This window comes from Flammeovirga sp. SubArs3 (assembly GCF_947387565.1).
Lineage (GTDB): Bacteria > Bacteroidota > Bacteroidia > Cytophagales > Flammeovirgaceae > Flammeovirga > Flammeovirga agarivorans.
Genome location: NZ_CANDOA010000007.1, coordinates 316,635 through 340,209, shown reverse-complemented (window position 1 = coordinate 340,209; position 23,575 = coordinate 316,635). Strand labels below are relative to the sequence as shown.

Here is a 23,575-nt window from a genome sequence, read left to right as displayed (position 1 = left end):
ATCAACACGAAGGAAAATAAAGCCACTATAGAAAAATATTATTATGCTTACTTAATCGGCACATTTACGTGACGTTCCGCATGGTATGAAGAACGTACTAATGGACCAGATTCCACATATTTGATACCTCTCTTTAATCCTTCTTCTCTTAAGAAGTCGAATTTGTCAGGGTGTATGTATTCAATTACTTCATGGTGCATCTTAGTCGGTTGTAAATATTGACCTAATGTCAATACATGCAATCCTACTTCTGCAAGATCATCCATGATTCTGAAGATCTGCTCGTCAGTTTCACCTAAACCAAGCATTACACCGGTTTTAGAACGACGACCCGCATCTACGATACGTTTGATATGCTCTAATGAACGATCATATTTCGCTTGTGGACGAACGGCTCTATAAAGTTCTTTCACTGTTTCCATGTTGTGTGAAATTACTTCTTGACCACCTTCAATCATTCTATATAAGGCATCCCAATTGTTTCTTGTGTCAGGAATAAGTGTTTCAATCGTCGTTTCAGGACAAAGTTTCTTCGTCTCTACAACTGTTTGATACCAAATTTCTGCACCTCTATCTTTAAGCTCATCGCGGTTTACAGAAGTAATTACCGCATGCTTTACTTCCATTTTATGGATAGCGTCTGCTACACGTTTTGGTTCCTCGGCATCATATTCTGTTGGACGACCTGTAGCTACCGCACAGAAAGAACATCCACGAGTACAGATATTACCAAGAATCATAAATGTTGCTGTACCTTCACCCCAGCACTCACCCATGTTCGGGCAATTACCACTTTGGCAAATTGTATTCAACTTATGTTTGTCTACCAATTTACGAACGTTCGCATATTCTTTTCCAATAGGCAACTTTACACGTAACCAATCTGGTCTACGTTTAGGCTTATCCTTTTTCTCCGAAGAGATTACTGGTAGTTCTATCATTTAATTTTCCGTTTTCGTTTTGAGTCACTGTTCCTGACTCATCTACAAAAGTACGAAGTTGTTTATCAATAATGAAATCAAGCTCTAAAAAGGTCTTATTTTTATATGATCATATGGTAATGTGTTAATTTTTAAGATAATTTTTGTTTGATTTAGCGAATTCTTTTGATTCCAAAACTCTATATGTTTGTTTTGCCAAATATTGTGATTGCGAACAATTTTCATTCGAAAATAAATCATCAAAAAAATGGAAAATTCAACAACAGGGAGACCCCAGCAAAATATTACGATCTATACTGAAGCGAATCCAAACCCTAATTCAATGAAGTTCATGTTGAGCTTTATGATATTAAAAGGAGGAGAGAGTTACGACTTCCCAAGTATAGAAGAAGCTGCTGTATCACCATTAGCAAAAGAGCTTTTTGGTTTTGATGAAGTAGAGCGTATTTTCTATATGAGCAACTTCATTACAATCACAAAAAAAGAAGGCACTCCACAATGGATGGAAATCATTCCTAAATTCAAAGAGTTTTTATTAAACTATTTCGAAGCGGAGAAACCAATTTTTGAAGATGTAGATGAAACAATCGTTGAAACGGCAGATTCTGAAGCTATCAAAAAAATCAAAGGAGTTTTAGACGAATACATTAAGCCAGCAGTTGAAACAGACGGTGGAGCCATTAAATTCCATTCATTCAATGAAGAAACTGGTGTAGTAAAAGTATTATTACAAGGAGCTTGTTCTGGATGTCCTTCATCAACATTTACTCTAAAAATGAGTATTGAACAACTTCTTAAAAGAATGGTACCTCAAGTAACTGAAGTGGTTGCAGAAGGTGTTTAATTCTTTGTTTGAAAGATAAAATAAATAGGGTGATTGAATTCAACTTTTCAATCACCCTATTTTTATTCTGTGATATTTAATTTCTTCGCTAGTGGCTTAAGTGTTAGAGGATGCACTATTAAAGAGACTAATACCATAAAACTTACGATGTAGAAGATCATTTCTGCATTCTCTAGATTATGCAATAAAGGCATAAGCGCAAAAACAATTGGAGTCGCTCCTTTTAGACCGCACCAGGAGACAAAAACCTTCTTTTGTACCGGTGTTTTAATAAAGAGATAGGAGATAAACACTCCCGCAGGTCTTGCAATAAAGAATAAGAACAATGTTGGTAAGATAGCATTAGGTACAGCTGCCAATAATTTATCTGGAAATAATTCTAATCCCAAAATCAAAAACATAACCGATTGTGCCAACCAAGCTAAGCTATTATAAAAATGAAGTGTTGTGTCTTTATTTTGAAACTGAAGAGTATTAATTGATAAACCCAATAAATAAGCACTGATTAATGGATTGCCGCCTAAGATACTGTTTAGCTCTATGATCATGACCAATAAGGCCAATAGAAAAATAGGAATTAACCCTTCTTCTTTAAATTTTAAGTTCTTGAAAATGAACTTAACAAAGTGGTATAATATAAAAGCTACGCTTAGGCCAATCGCAATCTGCTTGACAAAGAATAAAATATATTCACCATAATTCAACTCTCCAGGGTTTTCCAAAATACTGATGAAAATCAAAGTAAGAATCATGGCCATTGGATCATTGGTAGCAGACTCAAATTCTAATACCTTATCAGACCCATATTTCAACTTTAAATTTTTGCTTTCTAGCACTGCAAAGACAGCAGCTGAGTCTGTAGATGAAACGATAGCAGCCAACAATAAGCCCTCTGTTATGGAAAGAGGAGTTACATATGAAACAAATACACCCAATGCTACGGTTGTTACTAAAACTCCAAGATTTGAAAGGAGAGTAGCTTCTTTCATTACTCCCTTAATACTTTTGAATTCGGTATGTAAACCACCAACAAAAATTATTGTCACTAACGATAGCTGACTGACGATATCTGTAAAGTTCGGATTGTTATATACAAACAAAAACTCCTGATCATTTCCAATAAAAAGTGCTACACCAATAAAAATTATTGCAGCAGGAATCCCAAAATTCTTCCCCGGATTGTATAGTAGAATACCAATCACAATCAGGACAGCAAATGTGAGAACGAAAAATTCTACAGACATATAGTTTATTTTAGAAGCTGTGCACTAGATGTAAAAGCAAAACCTTGTTGTCCGATATAACCCATATTAATTGCCTCAATAATTGGCTTATTAATTAGTTCTTTTTCTGTACCGTATTCGACAATAAAATTAGCTCCAGCACCACTTTCTCTTTCTTTAAACTCAACAATAAACTCAGCTGAACCCAATGGTTTTATCAATAAATTCTCTTCCAAATAAGCTCTGATTAACTCTCCATCACTATTGTAATAATCAATCTTAGTAAAGTAAATATTTTCATGACTACTTGTATTACGAAGACTTAAGACAACAGTAAAATAAACTTTAGAAGCACCCGTTTGATAATATAAGTTCGAATATGCCGGTATATAATATGATTTTTTATTAACCAACTCAGGTGTAGAGTCTTTACTAACATATTTCTGAGCAGGTCTGTCTGAAGTTAATAACAAATGCTCTTTTGGTTTTTCCTGACAAGAAAGCAATAAAAAAGGGAAACAAAATAAAAATAGTTTGATTGTCTTATTCATCAATTTTCAATTTGGTTTAAGGTATTATATAGTGAAGAGTAAGTTAAAATAAAAAAGCAGCTTTCAAAATACTGAAAGCTGCTTCCTTATTGAAAATCAATAAATATCGTTAAATATTGATTTAGTATTTTTTCGGCATTAATGCTTCGTAAGGTTTACCTTTCGCTTTTTTACCTTCAACAATCGTCATTTCATTAACGATGTTAGATGCTCCATATACCTTATCGATAATCCAAAGTACATAGCGAACATCAACGTTAATACAACGTTGTAATTCTGGCTCGAATGAGATGTCGCCTGACATCGCTTCCCAGTTACCATCAAAGGCTAAACCAATCAATTCTCCATTACCATTGATTACTGGAGAACCTGAGTTACCACCTGTAATATCATTGTTAGTAATAAAAGCAATTCTTAGTTCACCATTTTGATCAGCATAACGACCAAAATCTTTCTTTACAACACTCTCTTTGATTTCCTTAGGCAATACAAATTCATGGTTTTTAGGGTCTTCTTTCTCTAATAAGCCTTTTGATGTTGTATAGTAAGCATAGAACATCGCATCACCTGGAATGTAATCTCTTACTTGACCATAAGTTAAACGCATTGTAGAGTTGGCATTTGGATAGTATGCTTTTTCTGGATTCATCTCTCTGATTCCTTTTACATACAATCTGTTTCCATCGTCTACTTTCATTTGTGCTTCTTGTTCTGATTGAGCAACTGTCATGTATGATTGGAAAAACTCATCATGTAATACTTTTAACATATCATTGTTATAAGTATCTGCATTAGGGTTTTTGATGAAAGCTTCTAAGCGTCCTTTGTCAGTAAACATTGAAGATGTATAAGCTTTTTCTACATATGCTTCATAGCTACCGTCATATTCTCTTTCAATTTCTTCGTAAACACTTGGTACAGGAAGGTTCTTATTTTCTTTGCGACCTAGTACTTCTTTGTACTTTCTTAAAAGAACTACAGCTAATGCTTTATCTGTTTCATAGTTGTAATCTTTAAAGAAACCTTCCACTTGTTCTAAAGCTGCTTCTTGAGCTTTCTCTAATGAAATTTTAGAAGTCTCTTCACTTGTTGCTTCACCAACAAATCTTCCCATTCTTCTTGCTTGCATTACTGCTTCCATACGGAAACCGCCTTGAGTAAGTAATACGTAAGCAACTCTACCGTCACGTTTACCTTCGTATCCTTCTTTCAACATGTCAGTAACATCGCCAAATTCTTTCTTTCTGCTAGCATCTTGGGAGATCCACTGGTTGAATTTTGCTTCCTCAGCTTGTTTTTTCTCAATAACATGCTGACGTTTTAAACCTTTAGTTTGCCCAATGAAATACTTCCAGTAGTTTGCAGTAGAAGCATATTTAGATGCATACTGTAATCTTACTTTAGGATCTGCATCCATGTGCTTTCTCCAAGTTTTCAAGATAGCATCACGCATTTCAACAAATAGTGGGTTGAACACTTCGATTTGTTGTTTTACACCTTCAGATGTTAAGTAACGATCCGTAGAACCAGGGTATCCCATGATCATAGCGAAATCATCTTTCTGAACACCATTAATAGAAACAGGTAAGTGATGTTTAGGCTTGTAAGGAACATTATCTTCAGAGTACTTCGCAGGCTTGTTGTCTTTGTTAGCATAAACACGGAAGATTGAGAAGTCTCCTGTGTGTCTTGGCCACATCCAGTTATCAGTGTCACCACCAAATTTACCTACAGCCTCTGGAGGAGTACCTACAAGACGAATATCATCGAAACGTTCGTATACAAACATGTAGAATTCGTTTCCTTCAAAGAAAGATTTTACTGATACTTCATAGCTATCATTGTTTAATTCTTTCTCTTTAGCTTCTTTGATGGCAGCCATTACTTCTGCTGCTTTCTTTTGTCTTTCAACTCCTGATAAACCTTTTAATTCACCATTCACTTTTTCAGAAACATCATCCATTCTCTGTAAAAAGCGAACAAAAAGTCCATCGATTGCTTTTTCTTGATCGAAAGATTTAGCGAAAAATCCGTTTGTTAGATAATCATTTTCTACTGTACTTACAGATTGAATTCCACCATATCCACAGTGGTGGTTTGTGAAAATTAGACCTTTGTCTGAAACGATTTCACCTGTACAGAAACCGCCGAAATGAACGATTGCATCTTTTAGAGAGCTGTTGTTTACGCTGTAAATCTCTTCAGCTGTTAATTTTAGCCCCTCTTTTTTCATATCCACGTGATTTAGACGTGATATGAACATAGGGAGCCACATCCCCTCATCTAGTGGTTTGTTGTTTCCAAAATCACTGGCCATAGCTTGTAATGACAACATCATTACAAGCAGAAATTGTATCCATTTCTTCATTAGACTCGTATGGTTAGTAAATATTCATATGTTTTCTATCTACAATTCTACCAAAAAGTATTCACATATCACATTAAGGTCTAAGATTTGCAATAGCTTAATGTATTCTTAAAGTATGACTTTAAGATAGATTAACTAATTTTTATGCAATAATGATTTACGGTTAAACGTCATACTTAATGAGACTTAAAAAATTCTATTATTCAGTTATGGGACGATCTCTTAAATTTATTATTACATATACTGTTCTAACGCTCGTTATAAATATAAATACCTATGCACAAGATTTTCATAGCAATTTCAATAGCGGGAAAGCAGCATATGAACAAAAAAAATATAATCAGGCTATCCAGAAACTACAAACAGCTCGTTTGCAAGGGCAAGAAGCTGTAGGTGACACGGATCCAGATTATATTTTAGCCATCGAATATTTAGCACTTTCATACCAAGCCCAAAAAGATTTAGGCAATGCCAATATCTATTTCCAATCTTTAGAAAAACTTCTGAAAAAATCAGGGAATGGTGAGTCAGAAAAGATGCTAAGTACACAATTACAAGTTGCTGATAACAGCCTTGTAATGAAGAATTTCCCCCAAGCTGACATTTACTACAGAAATGCTATCACAACAGCTGAAAAAGTATTCGGGAAAGACTCTAAACAATATACTTCTACCTTTCATAAGCATGCTCAATTATATGTTATTGGGCGTAAATACAAAGAAGCAGACGCTATGTACCGTACTTTAGAGCCAATGGCTGAGAAGTACTTGAAAGGAACTCCAGAGTTTGCTACAATTTTATCTGAGCAAGCAGATGTTTCTATGGGAATGAAAAGGGTAGAGGAAGCTTCTATTCAATTAAGTATGGCAATAAAAGCATTTGAGGGCACCAATACCCCTAAGTCTTCATATGTTAACTTATACTTAAAAGAAGCAACACTATTAGAAAAAAATGGAGATAACCAAGGTGCAATCAAAGCTTACAATATCTATATTGATAACCTTGGAAAAGCTTACGGTATCGATAACAAAAAGTATATCACTGAGGTAGATCGATTAGCTGTTCACTACGATATGAAGCTCCATTCTCCAATGGATGCTTACAGCTTAGTGAAAAAGAAGCTTGCTGCAAACAATAAAAAGTTTGGAGAGAGCAGCTTAGAAAGTGCCGCTACGAGAATTGAGTTAGCTGAAATGGAAATTGAACAAAACAATATTCCAGCTGCTAAAGCAAATACTGAGAAAGCAATCTCAATATATGATTCTAAAGGTAAAGCTACTTCACCAGAAGGTATTGCAGCTTCCATCACTATGGCAAGAATTTTTGGCCATAACAATATGAAATCAGAAGCTGAGGCTGCATATAAAAAGGCTATTGCTGACACGGAAAAATCTTTAGGGCAGAAACATACTACTTATGGTAAAGCACTAGATAGTTTAGCCTTTTTCTATATCGAAACTAAACGATTTGCAGATGCAGAAGAAGCTATCCAGAAAGGTATGACGGCTAGAGAGAAAAGCGTAGGTAAACAACATATCGATTATGGTAATTCTCTTTATAGTTTATCAGTGTTATATGCTTCTCAAGATAGCTTAGAAAAGGCGGAGAAAACATTAATTCAAGTAGCGAAAGTAAGAGAAGCCTACTACGGAGCTCTTACGTTAGAACATGCAACTTGTATAAAAGAACTAGGTGATCTTTATAAAGATATGGGCGAAGAGAAATCTGCTGCAGCCCTTAAAACGTATCGTAGGGCGATTACCTTATATGAAGGTATTGGTTTAAAGAAAAGCGATATGGTAAAAGATATCTACAAGAGTATCGATGATATCAATACTCGATAAAAAGCAATTATTTGGTTATTAAAAAGGATATCGTTCTTCTAATAGAATGATATCCTTTTTTTATTCAGTATACTTTTGATAAAGTATGAAACGAAAAAAAGCGGTTTATCTCCATTTTAGAGATACTCCGCTTTTTTATCTTTTTAAAGCTAGTAAATAGATTATCCTAAATACGGCTTCAATGCTTTACTTCTTGATGTATGACGAAGACGTCTGATCGCTTTTTCTTTGATCTGACGCACACGTTCACGCGTTAAATTGAACTTCTCTCCAATTTCTTCCAATGTCATTGAATGCTCTCCGTTTAATCCGAAGTATAAAGTAATTACATCTGCCTCACGTTTAGTTAACGTTGAAAGAGCTCGTTGAACTTCTTTACGTAAAGAGTCATTCATTAACTCCGTATCTGGCTTCTCTTCCATGTCATTTTCTAACACGTCGTAAAGGTTGTTTTCTTCACCTTGTACGAAAGGAGCATCCATAGATACGTGACGGCCAGAAATTTTCATTGTATCTACAACTTCGTTTGTAGTTACATCTAAAACTTCTGCTAATTCGTCCGGAGAAGGCTCACGCTCATAACGTTGTTCCAATTCAGAGAAAGTCTTTGAAATCTTGTTCAATGAACCTACTCTGTTCAATGGAAGACGTACGATACGTGATTGCTCTGCCAATGCTTGAAGGATAGATTGTCTAATCCACCATACAGCATAGGAGATAAACTTAAAACCACGCGTTTCGTCGAAACGTTGGGCAGCTTTAATCAAACCCAAGTTACCCTCGTTAATCAAGTCACCTAAGGACAATCCCTGATTTTGGTATTGCTTAGCCACTGAAACTACGAAACGCAAGTTTGCTTTCGTTAATTTCTCTAATGCGATTTGGTCGCCCTCACGAATTTGCTTTGCAAGAGTTACTTCTTCATCAGGTGTTAGCAGGTCAACCTTACCAATTTCTTGTAAGTATTTGTCCAGCGATTGTGACTCCCTGTTCGTGATCTGTTTACTGATCTTGAGTTGTCTCATCCGTTCTTTTTTGCCATTGTTACGATTTTATCACCATATCTCTATTAAGATAATAAATAATGGTGACAAAACATTTATACTGAGATACTTAAAACTGCAAAAAGCGTGCAGTTCTAAACATCCTACATAATTGACTTAAAAAAGACATAAAAAGTTTAGTAAATTCTCACAATATTTCATAAAAGCATTGGAGAACTTACTAAACTGTCTTTCAGTCGGTTATTATCTTCTATTGTAACCTCCGCGGCCACCATCACGGTCACCTCTGTTACCACCACGATTACCACCACGGTAACCACCTCTATCTCCTCTGTCACCTCTATCATGACGCTCTCTTCTCTCACGTGGAGGAGGAGGAGTATAACCTTCAGGCATTGGTAATAAAGCCTTACGAGATAATTTGAATTTACCTGTTTTAGGATCGATCTCTAATAACTTAACATCGATTTTGTCACCAACGTTCAAGATACCTTCAACACTATCTGTACGCTCCCAAGCGATTTCAGAAATGTGAAGAAGACCTTCTTTACCAGGCATAAATTCAACAAATGCACCAAATGGTTGTAATGACTTAATTGTACCAGGGTATGTTTCTCCTACTTCTGGTTGAGCAACAATCGCTTTTACACGACCTACTGCACCATCCATAGCTACTTTGTCAACAGCAAAGAAACTTACTTTACCTTGGTTTTCAACTTCCTCAATTACGATAGTTGCACCTGTATCTTTTTGGATCTCTTGGATTACTTTACCACCAGGTCCGATAACAGCACCAATTAAATCTTGAGGAATCATCATTACTGACGAACGAGGAGCATGTGGTTTTAAATCTGGTCTAGATTCTTTGATCACATCATCCATGATTTCACGGATATGTGCTCTACCTCTGTTCGCTTGCTCTAATGCTTGCTTTAACACCTCATATGGAAGACCATCAACTTTGATATCCATTTGACATGCTGTAATACCTTTTTCAGTACCTGTTACTTTGAAGTCCATATCACCTAAGTGATCTTCGTCTCCTAAGATATCTGATAAGATGGCATATTTTAATTCACCTGTTTCAGGATCGTTTTCTGAGATCATACCCATTGCGATACCTGATACAGTACCAGTGATATTAACACCAGCATCCATAAGTGCTAATGAACCTGCACAAACTGTTGCCATTGAAGACGAACCGTTTGATTCTAGGATATCAGAAACGATACGGATTGTGTAAGGATTCTCGTTTTCTGGAGGAAGAACTCTTTCTAAAGCTCTGTGTCCTAAGTTACCGTGACCTACTTCTCTACGTCCAGGACCTCTGTTTGGTCTTACCTCACCAGTTGAGAAACCAGGGAAGTTGTAGTGAAGGATAAATTTACTTGTACCTGAACCCATTGCAGAATCCAACATTTGCTCGTCCATTTTAGTACCAAGCGTTACTGTTGTTAATGATTGAGTTTCACCACGAGTAAATAAAGCAGAACCATGTGCTGAAGGAAGTACATCTACTTCAGGAACGATTGGTCTTACTTCTTCCAAATCACGACCGTCTAAACGGTTTTGCGTGTTCAATACTAAATCACGAGAAGCTTTTTTCTCACATTTAGCAATGTAACGCTTGATTAATGGTAACTTCTCTTCTGTTTCTTCATCTTCTGGTAAAGATTCTAAGTAAGCTTTCTTCACCTCAGTGAAAGCTGCTTTACGCTCAGACTTACCTTTGATACCTTGAGATGCTACAGCATATAATTTATCATAAAGAGCAGTGAAAACTTGTTCTTTTAACTCCTCGTCTTCAACGTCGCCTACGAATTCTCTATATCCTTCAACGCCTACTGCTTCTCTTAATTCTACCTGGATTGCACACTGAGTTTTGATTGCTTCATGACCGACTTTAATTGCTTCGATCATTTCATCTTCACCCACTTCTTGCATTTCACCTTCTACCATTGTGATGTTTTCAGCAGTAGCACCGATCATTAGATCAAGTGTACAACCTTCCATCTGTGCTGGTGTAGGGTTTACGATGTATTCACCGTTTGTATCTTTGATTACTCTTACCTCAGAGATAGGACCATCAAAAGGAATATCTGTAATAGATAAAGCTGCTGATGCTGCTAATGCCACTAAAGCATCTGGTAATGCATCTTGGTCTGCAGAAACCATTGTAATCATGATTTGAGTATCATGATAGTAATCTGATGGGAATAATGGACGGATTGCTCGGTCAACTAAACGAGAGATTAAGATCTCACGGTCACTTAATCGGCCTTCACGCTTTAAGAAACCACCAGGGATTTTACCTGCTGCAGCAAATTTCTCTTGATAATCTACTGAAAGAGGCAAAAAGTCAGCGCCATCTCTTTTTTCTGGGTTAGAAACAACAGTTGCTAAAAGCATTGTATTTCCCATACGCAAAACGATAGATCCGTCTGCTTGTCTTGCCATCTTACCTGTCTCTAGAGAGATCTCACGACCGTCAGGAAGAGCAACTGTTTTTTTAATCACGTTTTCAAACATCGTAATTGTGTTGTGTTTTGTTCTTTTCTACATCATAAAGCAGATATTTAAGGATCACGTCCTACCTGCTGTCAAAATTCGGCTAGTAAAAGCTTTCTTTTTCTAACTCAAAAATTTAGTGAATTTTTCGCGGATTAATCATTTTTCCTCCTTTTATTTCCATTTTTCAGTGAAAATTTATGAAGGGATTATACGCAAAAAGGGAATTCCAAAAATGGAATCCCCTGAGTGGTACTTTGTAACCAGAAAAATTACTTTCTGATTCCAAGTTCTTTAATGATTGCTCTGTAACGGTTGATGTCTTTTTTAGCAACATAGTCAAGCATCGAACGACGCTTACCTACTAATTTCATCAAACCTAGACGAGATGCGTGATCTTTCTTGTTTTGCTTTAAGTGCTCAGTTAAGTGTGCAATACGCTTAGTAAATAAAGCGATTTGCGCTTCTGGTGAACCAGTGTCACCTTCTCCACCTTTACTGTGCTTAGCAAAGATCTCTTTCTTGTACTCAGGGCTTAAATAATCCATAACCACAAATTAGTTTTGCGAAAAAACTTGAATTTCACGATGCTGATCCCTCTTGGCAGCGATTACCGCGTGCCGAAATCAGTAACACTCAATCCGTAGTATTTCGAATGATACATAAAATTTTCAGGGTGCAAAACTAAGTATCTTTTAGAAAAAATCCGAATAATATTCAACATATCAGTATTCATTAACGAAAAAACACAATATTCGTATTCTGAATCAGTATGATGATCATTAAACACCTCGGAATATGTCGAATAGATCTGAAAAGTTACCAAAGAAATTCACTGAACGTCTAAAAGGACAACTTTCTCCTGAAGACTTTGAAGCGTTCAATACAGCAATAGATGGAAGTGTACCTGTTTCCTATAGAGTAAATCCATTTAAGCCTGCTGATATTGAGTTCTCAGACACTACACCTGTACCTTGGTGTGATGAAGCAAAATATATTGCAAAAAGACCTTCTTTTGCCGAAGACCCTTTAATTTTTGCTGGAGCTTATTATGTACAAGAAGCTTCTTCTATGTTTTTGTGGAAAGCTTTAAAACAATATGCTCCTCTAGAAGAGGATATAAAAGTATTGGACTTATGTGCGGCTCCAGGAGGGAAAAGTACACTGATCAATTCATTAATTACTGAAAAAAGTCTTTTGGTATCGAATGAGATCGTTGGTAAGCGTTCTTTACCTCTGATTGATAACCTTGTTCGTTGGGGTAACCCCAATACTATTGTCACTGGTAATTATGCAGAGAGTTTTGCTCCTTTAAAAGAATATTTCGATGTCATTGTTACTGACGCACCTTGTTCAGGAGAAGGTATGTTTAGAAAAGACCCTAAAGCTTCAGAGCTGTGGTCTCCATCACTTATTGATTCTTGTGCTTCTATTCAGACAGATATTGTAAATCATATACCATCTGCATTGAAACAAGGTGGTTTATATATTTATAGTACATGTACTTTTGCTCCTGAAGAAAATGAAAGACGCATTGAACAAATCCTTGAAACAGGAGAATTTGAGCCTTTAGATATTGACTTTGACCCAGAATGGGGTATTACTAAGATAGAGATAGAAAAAGATGGAGAGAAAGCAACAGGATATCGTTTCATCTTCCATAAAACAAAAGGAGAGGGGTTATTTTTAGCTGCTTTTATGAAGAAAGGTGAACCTTCCCGTACTCAAAAGTTTAGTATTTCTCCTAAAAAGATGAAAGGTGTTTTCATGGTGAGAAAACGAGAAGCAGAAGACTTAAGAAAATGGTTGGAGAATGGAAAAGATTACGAATTCTATCAAGATGAAAGAGAAGACGTTTTCGCCATTCCATCCCATATGGTTCAAGATTTCAAAATCATGAAGGTATCTCAAAAGGTGAGACATCAAGGTATCAAGATGGGAAAATTCAACAAAAAGAATAATCAATTAATACCTGACCATGAATTAGCCGTTTCTAATATTGTCGCAAAATCACTTCCAAGACAAGAAGTAGAATATAGAGATGCAATCAACTTCCTGAAGAAACAAGAAATGAGTATCAAGTCTATTCAAGGAGTAAAAGGTTGGGCAATTATCACCTACAAAGGTTTAGCCTTAGGTTGGGTAAAAGCTTTGCCAAATCGACTAAACAACTATTATCCATCAGAACTTCGACTGAGAAAGGATGTATAAATAAATTAAAGGCTCACCTTTCTTAAAAGAGTGAGCCTTTATATTTTATTCTGATTTTGCTGTAGCTTGAATAATTAGTGAAGCCAGTCTACTAATTACAAACACTAAGAAACCATACAATGTTGTTATTGTTGAAACCTTGATACCTGCAGCTAATACTCCCATAGAAACACCACCTGCACTTTCAATGGCCATCATTGCACTAAATAAACCAATGATCTGCCCTAAAACACCAATGACCAAAGCTAACGTCCCTGCCTCTTTCATAAGATTTAAAGACTTTGCAGGTGAAAAAATACTAGTCGATACTTTCATGATTCTCATTACCATAAAAACCACCATGATAATACCTATAATGGAAATAGTATTCATAAACTCAAGACCACCCCAATAATATAACTCTGAAATACTCATAACTCAATTGTTTAATGATTAATGAATAACTCAAACCTACTTGGTAGATCGATTGTAAAAATAATATATCGATATATATGAGGTAATGAAGGAAATTCAATACGTTTTAAAAGATAAGTGATGTAAGAGGCAAGAGATGATTTGAAAGTAGTCCTATTTTGATGAACCGTCTACAAATTCAATCCATTCATCGATACTTTGTTATGAAATAGCTATAAAACAAAAATCTCTTTGGGTCAATATCTTTTTTGATAGAGAACAAAAGAGTTACATCACTTAAAAATGATTTTTGATAAGATATTGATTTAACGTTTTTAGTGTAACCCAAAATTTATCAAGAAGATTGGAACACAAAACCCTATAAAAACAAAAAAAGCTAGCTGAAGCAGCGAGCTCTTTCCTGTTAAACCTAATTTTATTAACCCATTATCAATCAAAAACGTTTAATGTTTTTTAATCTTTAATGTCTTATCTGATGTAAATGTAATAAAAAGTTTATTAATACAAACACTTTCTGTGAATTTTTATTTACAAATATTAAATAAATACCATTTTAGACCCTAAAATTACGTTAAAAACGTGATTTCACTATGTAGGCTTTGTTATGTTTTAAAATGTTAGAGGCAAAAAAAAGTACTCCTCAATTTAGGAGTACTTCTTAAGTGTCTTTCAGTAAAATGTTAATAGGAACTTTTCATTCTACTTAGAGATTCTCTTTATTTTTATCTTAAATGCCGCAAACAATACTGTCATAATAGGACTTAAAAGGTTGAAGAAACAATAAGGTAAGTAAGCCATTGTTGCTACACCTAGAACTGATGACTGTGCTACACCGCAAGTGTTCCATGGTACAAGTACAGAAGTAACCGTTGCCGTATCTTCTAAAGTTCTACTTAAGTTTTCTGGAGCTAGTCCTTTTTCTTTAAAAGCTTCGGCATACATTTTACCAGGTACAACGATAGAAAGGTATTGATCAGAAGCTGTAGTATTAAAGAAAATACAAGTACCTGCCACTGATGCAAACAAACCCGTTTCGTTTGTTACATTCTTAATAATAGTAGAAGTGATCTTTTCTAGCATTCCTGTAACTTCCATTGCTCCACCAAATCCCATAGCTACGATAATAAGCCAAATTGTTCCTAACATCCCGGCCATACCACTTGATCCTAACAATTCAGAAACAATCTGATTTTCTGATTCAATAGAGAATCCTTCATACATTGCTTTCATAAATACCATGTATGTTGCTTCCCATCCTGTTTCACCACCTGCGATAACTGTCACTGCTGTTGGTTGAAGGAAAATACCAATAATAGCTCCTGTAAGCGTACCAACAAATAATGCTGGCAATGCTGGTACCTTCTTTATAATCATAAATACTACGATTGCAGGTACTACGAAAAGAACAGGTGAAATATAAAATGCTTTATCTAAAGCGACTAATACAGACTTCACATTATCTTGTGAAATTTCTGAATCATAGCCGAAACCAATAATCAAAAATAAGATCGATGCAATAGTAAACGACGGTAAGGTTGTATACACCATGTATCTGATATGTGTAAACAAGTCTGTTCCAGCTACAGCAGGAGCAAGGTTTGTTGTATCTGATAATGGTGACATCTTATCGCCAAAATATGCTCCAGAGATAATAGCACCAGCTACTAACCCTTCTGGCATGCCCAATGCTTTACCAATACCCAATAATGCAATACCAACAGTAGCAATTGTAGACCAAGATGATCCTGTGGCTACTGAAACAATAGCACAGATAATTACTGTTGCTACCAAAAATATTGTTGGATTTAGGATTTGAAGGCCATAATAGACCATTGCGGGTACAATTCCACTTAATAACCAAGCTCCTGATAAAGCTCCAATCATTAATAGAATTAAAATAGAAGACATCGCTGCACTAATACTATCGACGACTCCATTCATCAATGTATCAAACGACATTTTTAATCTAAAAAATGCGATTATTCCAACGACAGCAGTAGCTAATAAAAGAGCAATTTGATTCGAACCTGCTAATCCGTCATCTCCAAATACCATTACGTTAGCACCTAATAGTATCACCAGAAAGATAATCGGTATAATAGATTCCAATAATGAAGGTTGTTTCTGTTGTGAACTCATAGTTATTTGTTAATAAGACTTCAATGTCATAAAGGATATTCCTCGTTAAATAATTGTTGGCAGTAAAACTAACAAAAAGGGATGTGAATACAACTTTTGGTAAGTAAGTATTCACATCCTTAAATATTAATGATTAAATTTTTGTTATAATCTTAGAAAAATATCTTAATTCTCAACTCCTTCATTAATAATGGATTCGAGTTCTCTAATTCTCTCTTTTTGCTCCATTAACTTCTCTTCCATCTTAATTACTACTCTCGAAGTATTCATATCGGCAATACTTGAAGCAATGATTTCTGATAGGTTTTCTAAGAAGCTTACCTGATACTCATCGAAAGTATTGAAAGAAGAAATTTCCAATATTCCATACATTTTATCAGCATAAATAAGAGGCAAGATGATAAGACATTTTGGCTTCGCTCCACCCATACCAGAAGTGATATTGACATAATCACTAGGTACATCTTCAATGTATACCATTTGCTTTTCTTTATATACTTGTCCCAATAGACCTGTTTCAACATCGAACTGTCTATTTTCGTAACGCTTTTTATCGTAAGCATATAAAGCGACTAGATCTAATACAGGCTCTTTTCCTAAATCATCTTTTATAAGAATAAAGGTACCTTGACTAGCATCAACATAGTGCATGATATTTCTTAGAAGGTTATCATACCACTCTGAATCAGAATCTAGTTTATCTCTTAGTAATTGGGAGAATTTCGCCATACCATTTGTCACCCAATTACGTTTATGTTCCAACTCCTGAACCGCCTTAAATCGATTCCTCATCTTTAATAAATCTTTGGCTAAAGGAGTTGTTTCAAATTTCTTTTCATATTGAACATCTATTTCGCCATTTCCAACTTTTACTGAAAAGTTATGAGCAGCATTTAATTGTTCATCTATTTCGTAGAAGTGAGTGGAGATATCAGAGATTTCATCATATTCCTCTACTTCTTCTTTCTTTATTTTCGTTAATGATTCACCTTTTGAAAGTTTACCAGAAATCAACTGCATAAATGTGAACCTTTTTTCTAGAATTCTTGAGAAATTAAAAACGAACCAAGATAGAATAATTGACTGTATCACAAAGATTACAACAAATAACCCCAACATCCATCTTAGGTATTCTTCATTAGAAGATGAAATATTCTCAGAAAGGTTTAATAATCGAGAATTGATCTTTTCTTGCAGGTCCGATACCGACTTCATTAAACCAGCACTTTGTCCTTTACCAATCACCTTCATAAGGTCTACCACTTTGTGCATGCCAAACTGATACCCTGCCAAACTCGCTCTTAACTCTCTTACATCCTGCTCGCTTAATGCTTCCTTTTTTGAATCTTGGTACAATTGAACAATGTGTGCCTCAAAATCTTCGACACTTTCATCAAACATTCTTAAGTATTTTGAGTCTCCTCTAAGAAGAAAGTCTTTTTCGTTTCTTCTCATTGTTAGTAAAAGCCCTTGATTGAGATCGATTTCAGAATTTTCAATTTTATGTACTTTAGACCTCATATTTCCGATCATGCCCCAATCTTTATATCCTAGATCTAGGAACTTTCGCATTAGGAAGTCTTGCTCAGCTTTTAACAATTCAAGATCAGAACGGAGTAATTCTATCTCTTTTGCTCTAGGGTCATTAAGTGACTCCATCTTTTTCCTCACTTCTTCTACAGTGAAAAGAGCAGAGTCAAGTAGGTGTACTGAACGAGAGGTATTCGTACTCTTTCTATTTTTATAGAAATCACTACTTGATAAATCTTCCAATAGGAAATTCTTAAAATATATTTCCGATTCGGTATAAATTGAACTACATGATCCGAATTGTTCAGAAAGACTATTTGTTTCGATCAAAGATCGTGTACCAAAAAACACTGCTCCTAATGTAAACAGGAGTAATGTAGTGTTAATTATAAATAACACGAGGAGTCGGAAACGAACAGTCTTGTGAAATATCATAATGAAATTATCTTGTTAAATCTATCCTCAAAAAAATAAGGACTGCTAAAAGCTATGCTTTTAAAACAGTCCTTACTTCAAAAATATTGCCTCAATAGATATTTCTTACTTACTTTTTTCTAAAACATCTACGGATTTTTTCACTTTCTCTGATAAATTGACTACTGCATTGAAGATTCCTTCGTGGTCGAAACCTGCTTCAGCTTGTAATTCAATTTGTTCACCATGTTCAATAATAGTATCAGGAATACCTAATCGAACAACTTTCTTATTCATGATCTGACGATCCATTACCCACTCTAAGATTGCAGATCCAAAACCACCTTGAAGACAACCATCTTCAATAGTGATTACCTTATCAAATTTAGCAAAGACTTCTTCGAGCATTTCCTCGTCTAGTGGCTTTACAAAACGCATGTCATAATGGGCAGGGTTCAATCCGGCAGCTTGGAATCTATCTCTTAATTGAACAACGTAATTACCAATGTGTCCAAAAGTAAGAATCGCTACTTCTTCACCATCTTGAATTTTACGACCTTTACCTACTTCAATATTTTCCATAGGCACTCTCCACTCTGGCATCACACCCTGACCTCTTGGGTATCTGATGCAGAAAGGTGAAGTTCTATGATCTACTGCTGTCTTCATTAAATGACGAAGTTCAGCTTCATTCATAGGTGCTGCGACTACCAAGTTTGGTATACAACGCATAAAAGCAATATCGTAAGCTCCATGGTGTGTTGCTCCATCTGCTCCTGCAAAACCTGCTCTATCTAAAGTAAAAATTACAGGAAGGTTTTGGATACAAGCATCATGGATCACTTGATCATATGCTCTTTGCATGAAAGAGGAATAGATATTACAGAAAGGAATCATACCTTCTGCTGCTAAACCTGCCGCAAATGTGACAGCATGTTGTTCAGCAATACCTACATCAATAGCTCTATCAGGCATTTCTTTCATCATGATATTTAATGAACTCCCTGAAGGCATTGCAGGTGTAATACCCATAATTTTATCGTTCTCTCTAGCCATCTCTAAGATTGTCTCGCCAAAGACTACTTGATATTTTGGAGGCTGTGGAGTGGTATATACTTTTTTCTTTATCTCGCCAGTAAGTTTATCAAACTTACCAGGTGCATGCCATTTGGTCTGATCTTTTTCCGCTAAGGCATATCCTTTACCTTTTACAGTAACAGCATGGAGAATTTTTGGTCCTGGTATATTTTTCAGATCATCTAAAACATGAACCAAATGGTTGATATCATGACCATCTACTGGGCCAAAATAACGAAGACCTAATGCTTCGAATAAATTACTTTGCTCTAATAATGCTGATTTTAAAGCATTTTCTGCTGCAGATACTGCTTGTTGAGCATGTGGGCCAATTTTCTTTACTTTTCCCAACATGTTCCATACTTCCTCTCTCAATTTGTTATACATAGGAGAGGTTGTAATGTCAGTAAGGTAGTCTTTCAATGCTCCTTGGTTAGGATCAATGGCCATTCTATTATCATTTAAGATAATTAGAATGTTTGCATCTGATGCTCCTGCGTGATTCATGGCTTCAAAAGCCATACCTGCAGTCATGGATCCATCACCTATCACAGCAATGTGCATTCTATCATGTTCGCCTTTTTCTTTGGAAGCGATCGCCATACCCAAAGCAGCACTGATAGATGTAGAAGAGTGACCTACACCAAATGTATCATACTCACTTTCGTCTCTTTTAGGGAACCCTGAAAGTCCACCATATTGACGGTTGGTATGAAAATCATCTCTTCTTCCTGTTAGTATTTTATGGTTATACGCCTGATGACCAACATCCCAAACGATGCGATCATATGGAGTATTATATACATAATGTAAAGCTACAGAAAGCTCAGTAACTCCAAGACTTGCTCCGAAGTGACCACCATAGATAGAAACATTATCTATGATAAACTCACGTAACTCTTCGCACACTTGATAAAGTTTATCAAGAGGAAGTTTTCGCAAATCACTTGGTGCGTCTATTTTCGCTAGGAGTTCACCTGGTTGAATAAGCATAACTTTACTGTTAAATTAGTACTTAAATTGTAGTTCTGAAATCGTAATTATAAACCGAAACGAGTTTTAAAAAATTACGTAGTAAACTAAATTTGACATGATTATCACTTAAAATGTGTGGTAATCTATCATAAACTTAAACAAAATCTTGGAAAGAAAACTTACTGCTGATAGTAATTGTTTTCAATAACCAAGACTTTATGGGGGATTAGGCAAAAATAATACAAAGATTTAGGTCTTTACTAATTCCTAGTCAAATAGTTCTAAATTTCAATAAAAAAACAACTTCAACATTAAGTAAATCAGTTTTTTAGAGCTTAACAGATAGTAAAATCGAGAATTATTTAAAAGATAGATACATGAGCAACAACAAACCGAGAACACTATTCGAAAAGGTATGGGATAGTCACGTCGTTCAAAGAAAAGAAAATTACCCTGATGTACTTTACATCGATACGCATTTCATTCATGAAGTAACCAGTCCACAAGCATTTAATGGACTGAGAGGTAGAGGTATTCAGCTTGCTCGTGTAGACCAAACTTGGGGTACTGCAGATCATAATGTTCCAACAAAAGATCAGCATTTACCTATTAAAGAGGCATTATCTAGACACCAAGTAGAGACTTTAACAAAAAACTGTGATGAGTTTGGAGTAAAGCTTTACGGATTGGGTCACCCTTTTCAAGGTATCGTTCACGTTATCGGACCAGAATTAGGAGTTACTCAACCAGGTAAAACAATTGTTTGTGGTGATAGCCACACCTCTACTCATGGTGCTTTTGGTTCAATTGCGTTTGGAATCGGAACATCTCAAGTAGAACAAGTAATGTCTTCTCAATGTACTTTACAAAACAAACCAAAAGCAATGCGTATCGTTGTAGATGGTGAGTTACAAGAAGGTGTGAGTGCAAAAGACATCGTATTATATATAATCTCAAAATTATCTGCATCTGGTGGTACAGGTTATTTTATTGAGTTTGCTGGTTCTGCTATCCGTAATTTATCTATGGAAGGTAGAATGACAGTTTGTAACATGAGTATTGAAATGGGTGCTCGTGGTGGTATTATCGCACCAGATCAAACTACTTTCGATTACCTAGAAGGAAGAGAATTTTCTCCAAAAGGTGAAGAATGGGAAAAGTCAGTAGCCTACTGGAGTAGTCTTCCTACAGACGAAGGTGCTACTTTTGATGCTGAATTCGTTTATAATGCTGCTGATATTGCACCAATGGTTACTTATGGTACTAACCCAGGTATGGGTGTTGGTGTTGATAGTTCTGTACCAACTCCTGAGAGTGAGTCAGATAAAAAAGCATTAGAATACATGGGCTTAGAAGAAGGTGAATCTTTAATCGGTAAGCCAATTGACTATGTATTTATTGGTAGCTGTACCAATGCTCGTATTGAGGATTTAAGAGCTGTTGCTGAATTTGTAAAAGGCAAGAAGAAGGCTGATGGAGTAAATGTTTGGATCGTTCCAGGATCAAAACAAGTAGAAAAACAAGCGATTGCAGAAGGCTTAGACAAAGTATATGCTGAAGCTGGTTTTGAACTACGCGAGCCAGGTTGTTCTGCTTGTTTAGGTATGAACGAAGATAAAGTTCCTGCAGGTTTATATTGTATCTCTACATCAAACAGAAACTTTGAAGGTAGACAAGGACCTGGAGCTAGAACGTTATTAGCATCTCCGTTAACTGCTGCTGCTGCTGCCGTAAACGGTCATATTGTAGACATTAGAAAAGAGTTAACGACTGCTTAATCCACCTAAAGAAGAAATAATCAAATGAAATATATAAAATCAACTTGCGTTCCATTAAACATTGAGAACGTTGATACTGACCAAATCATCCCTGCTCGTTTCTTAAAAGCTACAACTAAAGAAGGCTTTGGAGATAACCTTTTTAGAGATTGGAGATATGACAAGCAAGAGCAACCGATTGCCGATTTCGTATTAAACCAAGATACTTATAAAGGTGAAGTTCTTGTTGCAGGTAAAAACTTTGGTTGTGGTTCATCTCGTGAACATGCGGCTTGGGCTATTGGTGACTATGGTTTCAAGATCGTTGTATCAAGTTTCTTTGCTGATATTTTTAAGGGAAATGCCTTAAACAATGGTATTCTTCCTTTAGTGGTTTCAGAAGAGTTCTTAGCAGAACTATTTGCAGATATCGAAGCAGATCCTTCTACTTCTCTTGAAGTAGATTTAGAAACACAAAAAGCATGGATTTCAGGAAAAGAAGATAACAAACAATCTTTTGAAATCGATGATTATAAAAAAATGTGTTTGATTAATGGATATGACGATATTGATTATTTATTAAGCTTGAAAGATGAGATTGCCAAATATGAGGCAAACAGAGCTTATACTTTCAATGTGTAATCAATTACGACTCAAACAAATTCCAAAATCTACAATACAATAATGAAAAAGAAAATCACAGTGATGGCCGGTGACGGTATCGGATTAGAAGTTACAGGTATCACTCAAAATATATTAGGAATCATTGGTGAGCGTTTCGGACATGAGTTCGAATTCACTCCAGCATTGATTGGTCACTCAGCGATCGAAGCTACAGGCGAACCTTGTCCTCAAAAAACAATTGACACTTGTAAGGCTTCAGATGCTGTACTTCTTGGTGCAGTAGGTATGCCGATGTACGACAATAACCCTAACTTAAAAGTACGTCCTGAGCAAGGTCTACTTAAAATCCGTAAGGAATTAGGTTTATTCTCTAACATCCGTCCAATCAAGCTTTTTGATGAGTTATTATATACTTCATCAATCAAGCCTGAGATTCTTCAAGGTTCTGATATTATTTTCTTCCGCGAATTAACTGGTGGTATCTATTTCGGTACTCCTCGTGAGCGTAATGAAGATGGTACTGAAGCGATCGATACACTTCGTTATTCTAAAATGGAAGTAGAGCGTATCGCTCGTCAAGCATTCGAATCAGCTATGACTCGTCGTAAGAAATTATGTTCTGTTGATAAAGCGAACGTTCTTGAGTCTTCTCGTTTATGGAGAGAAACAGTACAAGAATTATCTTCTGAATACCCTGAAGTAGAAGTTACACATATGTTTATCGATAACGCTGCTATGCAGTTGATTAGAGATCCAAAACAATTTGATGTAATTGTAACGGGTAACATGTTTGGTGATATTCTTACGGATGAAGCTTCTCAAATTGCAGGTTCTATGGGTATGTTACCTTCTGCTTCTGTTGGGTCAGAAATCGGACTATACGAGCCAATTCACGGTTCAGCTCCAGACATCGCAGGAAAAGGAATTGCTAACCCAATTGCTTCTGTTTTATCAGGTGCATTAATGCTAGATATTTCTTTCGGTATGAAAGATGAAAGCGATGCTATTATCAGTGCAGTAGACCAATTCTTAAAAGAAGGTTACAGAACTACTGATATCGCTACAGATGAAACTCCTGAAGACAAGAGAATGAATACTGAAGCTACAGGTAAAAAGCTTGCTGAACTTTTATCTGCAGTAACTGCATAGTT

17 protein-coding genes are annotated in these 23,575 nt (G+C 35.8%); 6 read left to right on the top strand and 11 right to left on the bottom strand.

The features are described from left to right. Positions 1 to 47: 47 nt before the first annotated feature. Entirely contained in the window at positions 48 to 941 is an 894-nt protein-coding gene (gene lipA, locus QL232_RS20190; protein WP_168883627.1) for a lipoyl synthase, read from the bottom strand. A gap of 247 nt (positions 942 to 1,188) precedes the next feature. Between lipA and QL232_RS20185 the strand changes: the two genes are divergently transcribed. After that, positions 1,189 to 1,785 (top strand): NifU family protein, encoded by a 597-nt coding sequence (locus tag QL232_RS20185; protein ID WP_168883626.1) that lies wholly within the window; start codon positions 1,189 to 1,191, stop codon positions 1,783 to 1,785. Positions 1,786 to 1,847: 62 nt separating this feature from the next. On the opposite strand, the gene QL232_RS20180 is transcribed toward QL232_RS20185, so the two are convergent. The 3 genes from QL232_RS20180 to QL232_RS20170 all read right to left on the bottom strand — a co-directional run bounded on the left by QL232_RS20180 (position 1,848) and on the right by QL232_RS20170 (position 5,927). After that, positions 1,848 to 3,029 (bottom strand): potassium/proton antiporter, encoded by a 1,182-nt coding sequence (locus QL232_RS20180; protein ID WP_281615543.1) that lies wholly within the window; start codon positions 3,027 to 3,029, stop codon positions 1,848 to 1,850. A 5-nt stretch (positions 3,030 to 3,034) separates the two neighbouring features. After that, positions 3,035 to 3,559 carry a DUF3124 domain-containing protein gene (locus QL232_RS20175; protein WP_281615542.1) on the bottom strand — a complete coding sequence of 175 codons (525 nt, stop codon included), beginning with the start codon at positions 3,557 to 3,559 and terminating at the stop codon, positions 3,035 to 3,037. A 121-nt stretch (positions 3,560 to 3,680) separates the two neighbouring features. Next, positions 3,681 to 5,927 carry a S46 family peptidase gene (locus QL232_RS20170; RefSeq protein ID WP_281615541.1) on the bottom strand — a complete coding sequence of 749 codons (2,247 nt, stop codon included), beginning with the start codon at positions 5,925 to 5,927 and terminating at the stop codon, positions 3,681 to 3,683. A 209-nt stretch (positions 5,928 to 6,136) separates the two neighbouring features. Between QL232_RS20170 and QL232_RS20165 the strand changes: the two genes are divergently transcribed. Beyond that, positions 6,137 to 7,771, top strand: a complete 1,635-nt coding sequence (locus tag QL232_RS20165; protein WP_281615540.1) for a tetratricopeptide repeat protein — start codon at positions 6,137 to 6,139, stop codon at positions 7,769 to 7,771. Positions 7,772 to 7,932: 161 nt separating this feature from the next. Here the strand turns inward: QL232_RS20165 and QL232_RS20160 are convergent, their stop codons facing one another. The 3 genes from QL232_RS20160 to rpsO form a co-directional block, all read right to left on the bottom strand. Next, on the bottom strand, positions 7,933 to 8,796 hold the full coding sequence (locus QL232_RS20160) for a sigma-70 family RNA polymerase sigma factor (protein ID WP_044207596.1): 864 nt from the start codon (positions 8,794 to 8,796) through the stop codon (positions 7,933 to 7,935). 222 nt (positions 8,797 to 9,018) lie between these two features. After that, positions 9,019 to 11,304, bottom strand: coding sequence for a polyribonucleotide nucleotidyltransferase (gene pnp / locus QL232_RS20155; protein ID WP_168883622.1), 2,286 nt, complete (start codon positions 11,302 to 11,304; stop codon positions 9,019 to 9,021). 251 nt (positions 11,305 to 11,555) lie between these two features. Then, the gene (gene rpsO / locus QL232_RS20150; protein WP_168883621.1) at positions 11,556 to 11,831 is read right to left on the bottom strand and encodes a 30S ribosomal protein S15; all 276 of its coding nucleotides are present in this window, start codon (positions 11,829 to 11,831) and stop codon (positions 11,556 to 11,558) included. Between the two features lie 250 nt (positions 11,832 to 12,081). Here rpsO and QL232_RS20145 point away from each other — a divergent pair, with 250 nt between their 5' ends. Next, entirely contained in the window at positions 12,082 to 13,494 is a 1,413-nt protein-coding gene (locus tag QL232_RS20145; RefSeq protein WP_281615539.1) for a hypothetical protein, read from the top strand. Positions 13,495 to 13,539: 45 nt separating this feature from the next. Here QL232_RS20145 and QL232_RS20140 read toward each other — a convergent pair whose 3' ends face one another. The 4 genes from QL232_RS20140 to dxs all read right to left on the bottom strand — a co-directional run bounded on the left by QL232_RS20140 (position 13,540) and on the right by dxs (position 20,061). Further along, on the bottom strand, positions 13,540 to 13,908 hold the full coding sequence (locus tag QL232_RS20140) for a MotA/TolQ/ExbB proton channel family protein (RefSeq protein WP_281615538.1): 369 nt from the start codon (positions 13,906 to 13,908) through the stop codon (positions 13,540 to 13,542). A gap of 699 nt (positions 13,909 to 14,607) precedes the next feature. Then, entirely contained in the window at positions 14,608 to 16,047 is a 1,440-nt protein-coding gene (nhaC, locus tag QL232_RS20135; protein WP_281615537.1) for a Na+/H+ antiporter NhaC, read from the bottom strand. Positions 16,048 to 16,212: 165 nt separating this feature from the next. Then, positions 16,213 to 18,012 (bottom strand): GAF domain-containing protein, encoded by a 1,800-nt coding sequence (locus QL232_RS20130; RefSeq protein WP_168883617.1) that lies wholly within the window; start codon positions 18,010 to 18,012, stop codon positions 16,213 to 16,215. Positions 18,013 to 18,117: 105 nt separating this feature from the next. After that, positions 18,118 to 20,061 (bottom strand): 1-deoxy-D-xylulose-5-phosphate synthase, encoded by a 1,944-nt coding sequence (dxs, locus tag QL232_RS20125; protein ID WP_168883616.1) that lies wholly within the window; start codon positions 20,059 to 20,061, stop codon positions 18,118 to 18,120. Positions 20,062 to 20,420: 359 nt separating this feature from the next. On the opposite strand from dxs, the gene leuC reads away from it, so the two are divergent. The 3 genes from leuC to leuB are packed head-to-tail and all read left to right on the top strand — an operon-like array spanning position 20,421 to position 23,573. After that, positions 20,421 to 21,821, top strand: coding sequence for a 3-isopropylmalate dehydratase large subunit (gene leuC, locus QL232_RS20120; RefSeq protein ID WP_168883615.1), 1,401 nt, complete (start codon positions 20,421 to 20,423; stop codon positions 21,819 to 21,821). A gap of 24 nt (positions 21,822 to 21,845) precedes the next feature. Continuing rightward, positions 21,846 to 22,442 (top strand): 3-isopropylmalate dehydratase small subunit, encoded by a 597-nt coding sequence (leuD, locus tag QL232_RS20115; RefSeq protein WP_168883614.1) that lies wholly within the window; start codon positions 21,846 to 21,848, stop codon positions 22,440 to 22,442. A gap of 42 nt (positions 22,443 to 22,484) precedes the next feature. Further along, positions 22,485 to 23,573, top strand: coding sequence for a 3-isopropylmalate dehydrogenase (leuB, locus tag QL232_RS20110; protein ID WP_281615536.1), 1,089 nt, complete (start codon positions 22,485 to 22,487; stop codon positions 23,571 to 23,573). Positions 23,574 to 23,575 lie beyond the last annotated feature (2 nt).

Coding starts and splice junctions, on each gene's coding strand:
- lipA (WP_168883627.1), bottom strand. CDS start 941: ATGATAGAACTACCAGTAATCTCTTCGGAGAAAAAGGATAAGCCTAAA.
- QL232_RS20185 (WP_168883626.1), top strand. CDS start 1,189: ATGGAAAATTCAACAACAGGGAGACCCCAGCAAAATATTACGATCTAT.
- QL232_RS20180 (WP_281615543.1), bottom strand. CDS start 3,029: ATGTCTGTAGAATTTTTCGTTCTCACATTTGCTGTCCTGATTGTGATT.
- QL232_RS20175 (WP_281615542.1), bottom strand. CDS start 3,559: ATGAATAAGACAATCAAACTATTTTTATTTTGTTTCCCTTTTTTATTG.
- QL232_RS20170 (WP_281615541.1), bottom strand. CDS start 5,927: ATGAAGAAATGGATACAATTTCTGCTTGTAATGATGTTGTCATTACAA.
- QL232_RS20165 (WP_281615540.1), top strand. CDS start 6,137: ATGGGACGATCTCTTAAATTTATTATTACATATACTGTTCTAACGCTC.
- QL232_RS20160 (WP_044207596.1), bottom strand. CDS start 8,796: ATGAGACAACTCAAGATCAGTAAACAGATCACGAACAGGGAGTCACAA.
- pnp (WP_168883622.1), bottom strand. CDS start 11,304: ATGTTTGAAAACGTGATTAAAAAAACAGTTGCTCTTCCTGACGGTCGT.
- rpsO (WP_168883621.1), bottom strand. CDS start 11,831: ATGGATTATTTAAGCCCTGAGTACAAGAAAGAGATCTTTGCTAAGCAC.
- QL232_RS20145 (WP_281615539.1), top strand. CDS start 12,082: ATGTCGAATAGATCTGAAAAGTTACCAAAGAAATTCACTGAACGTCTA.
- QL232_RS20140 (WP_281615538.1), bottom strand. CDS start 13,908: ATGAGTATTTCAGAGTTATATTATTGGGGTGGTCTTGAGTTTATGAAT.
- nhaC (WP_281615537.1), bottom strand. CDS start 16,047: ATGAGTTCACAACAGAAACAACCTTCATTATTGGAATCTATTATACCG.
- QL232_RS20130 (WP_168883617.1), bottom strand. CDS start 18,012: ATGATATTTCACAAGACTGTTCGTTTCCGACTCCTCGTGTTATTTATA.
- dxs (WP_168883616.1), bottom strand. CDS start 20,061: ATGCTTATTCAACCAGGTGAACTCCTAGCGAAAATAGACGCACCAAGT.
- leuC (WP_168883615.1), top strand. CDS start 20,421: ATGAGCAACAACAAACCGAGAACACTATTCGAAAAGGTATGGGATAGT.
- leuD (WP_168883614.1), top strand. CDS start 21,846: ATGAAATATATAAAATCAACTTGCGTTCCATTAAACATTGAGAACGTT.
- leuB (WP_281615536.1), top strand. CDS start 22,485: ATGAAAAAGAAAATCACAGTGATGGCCGGTGACGGTATCGGATTAGAA.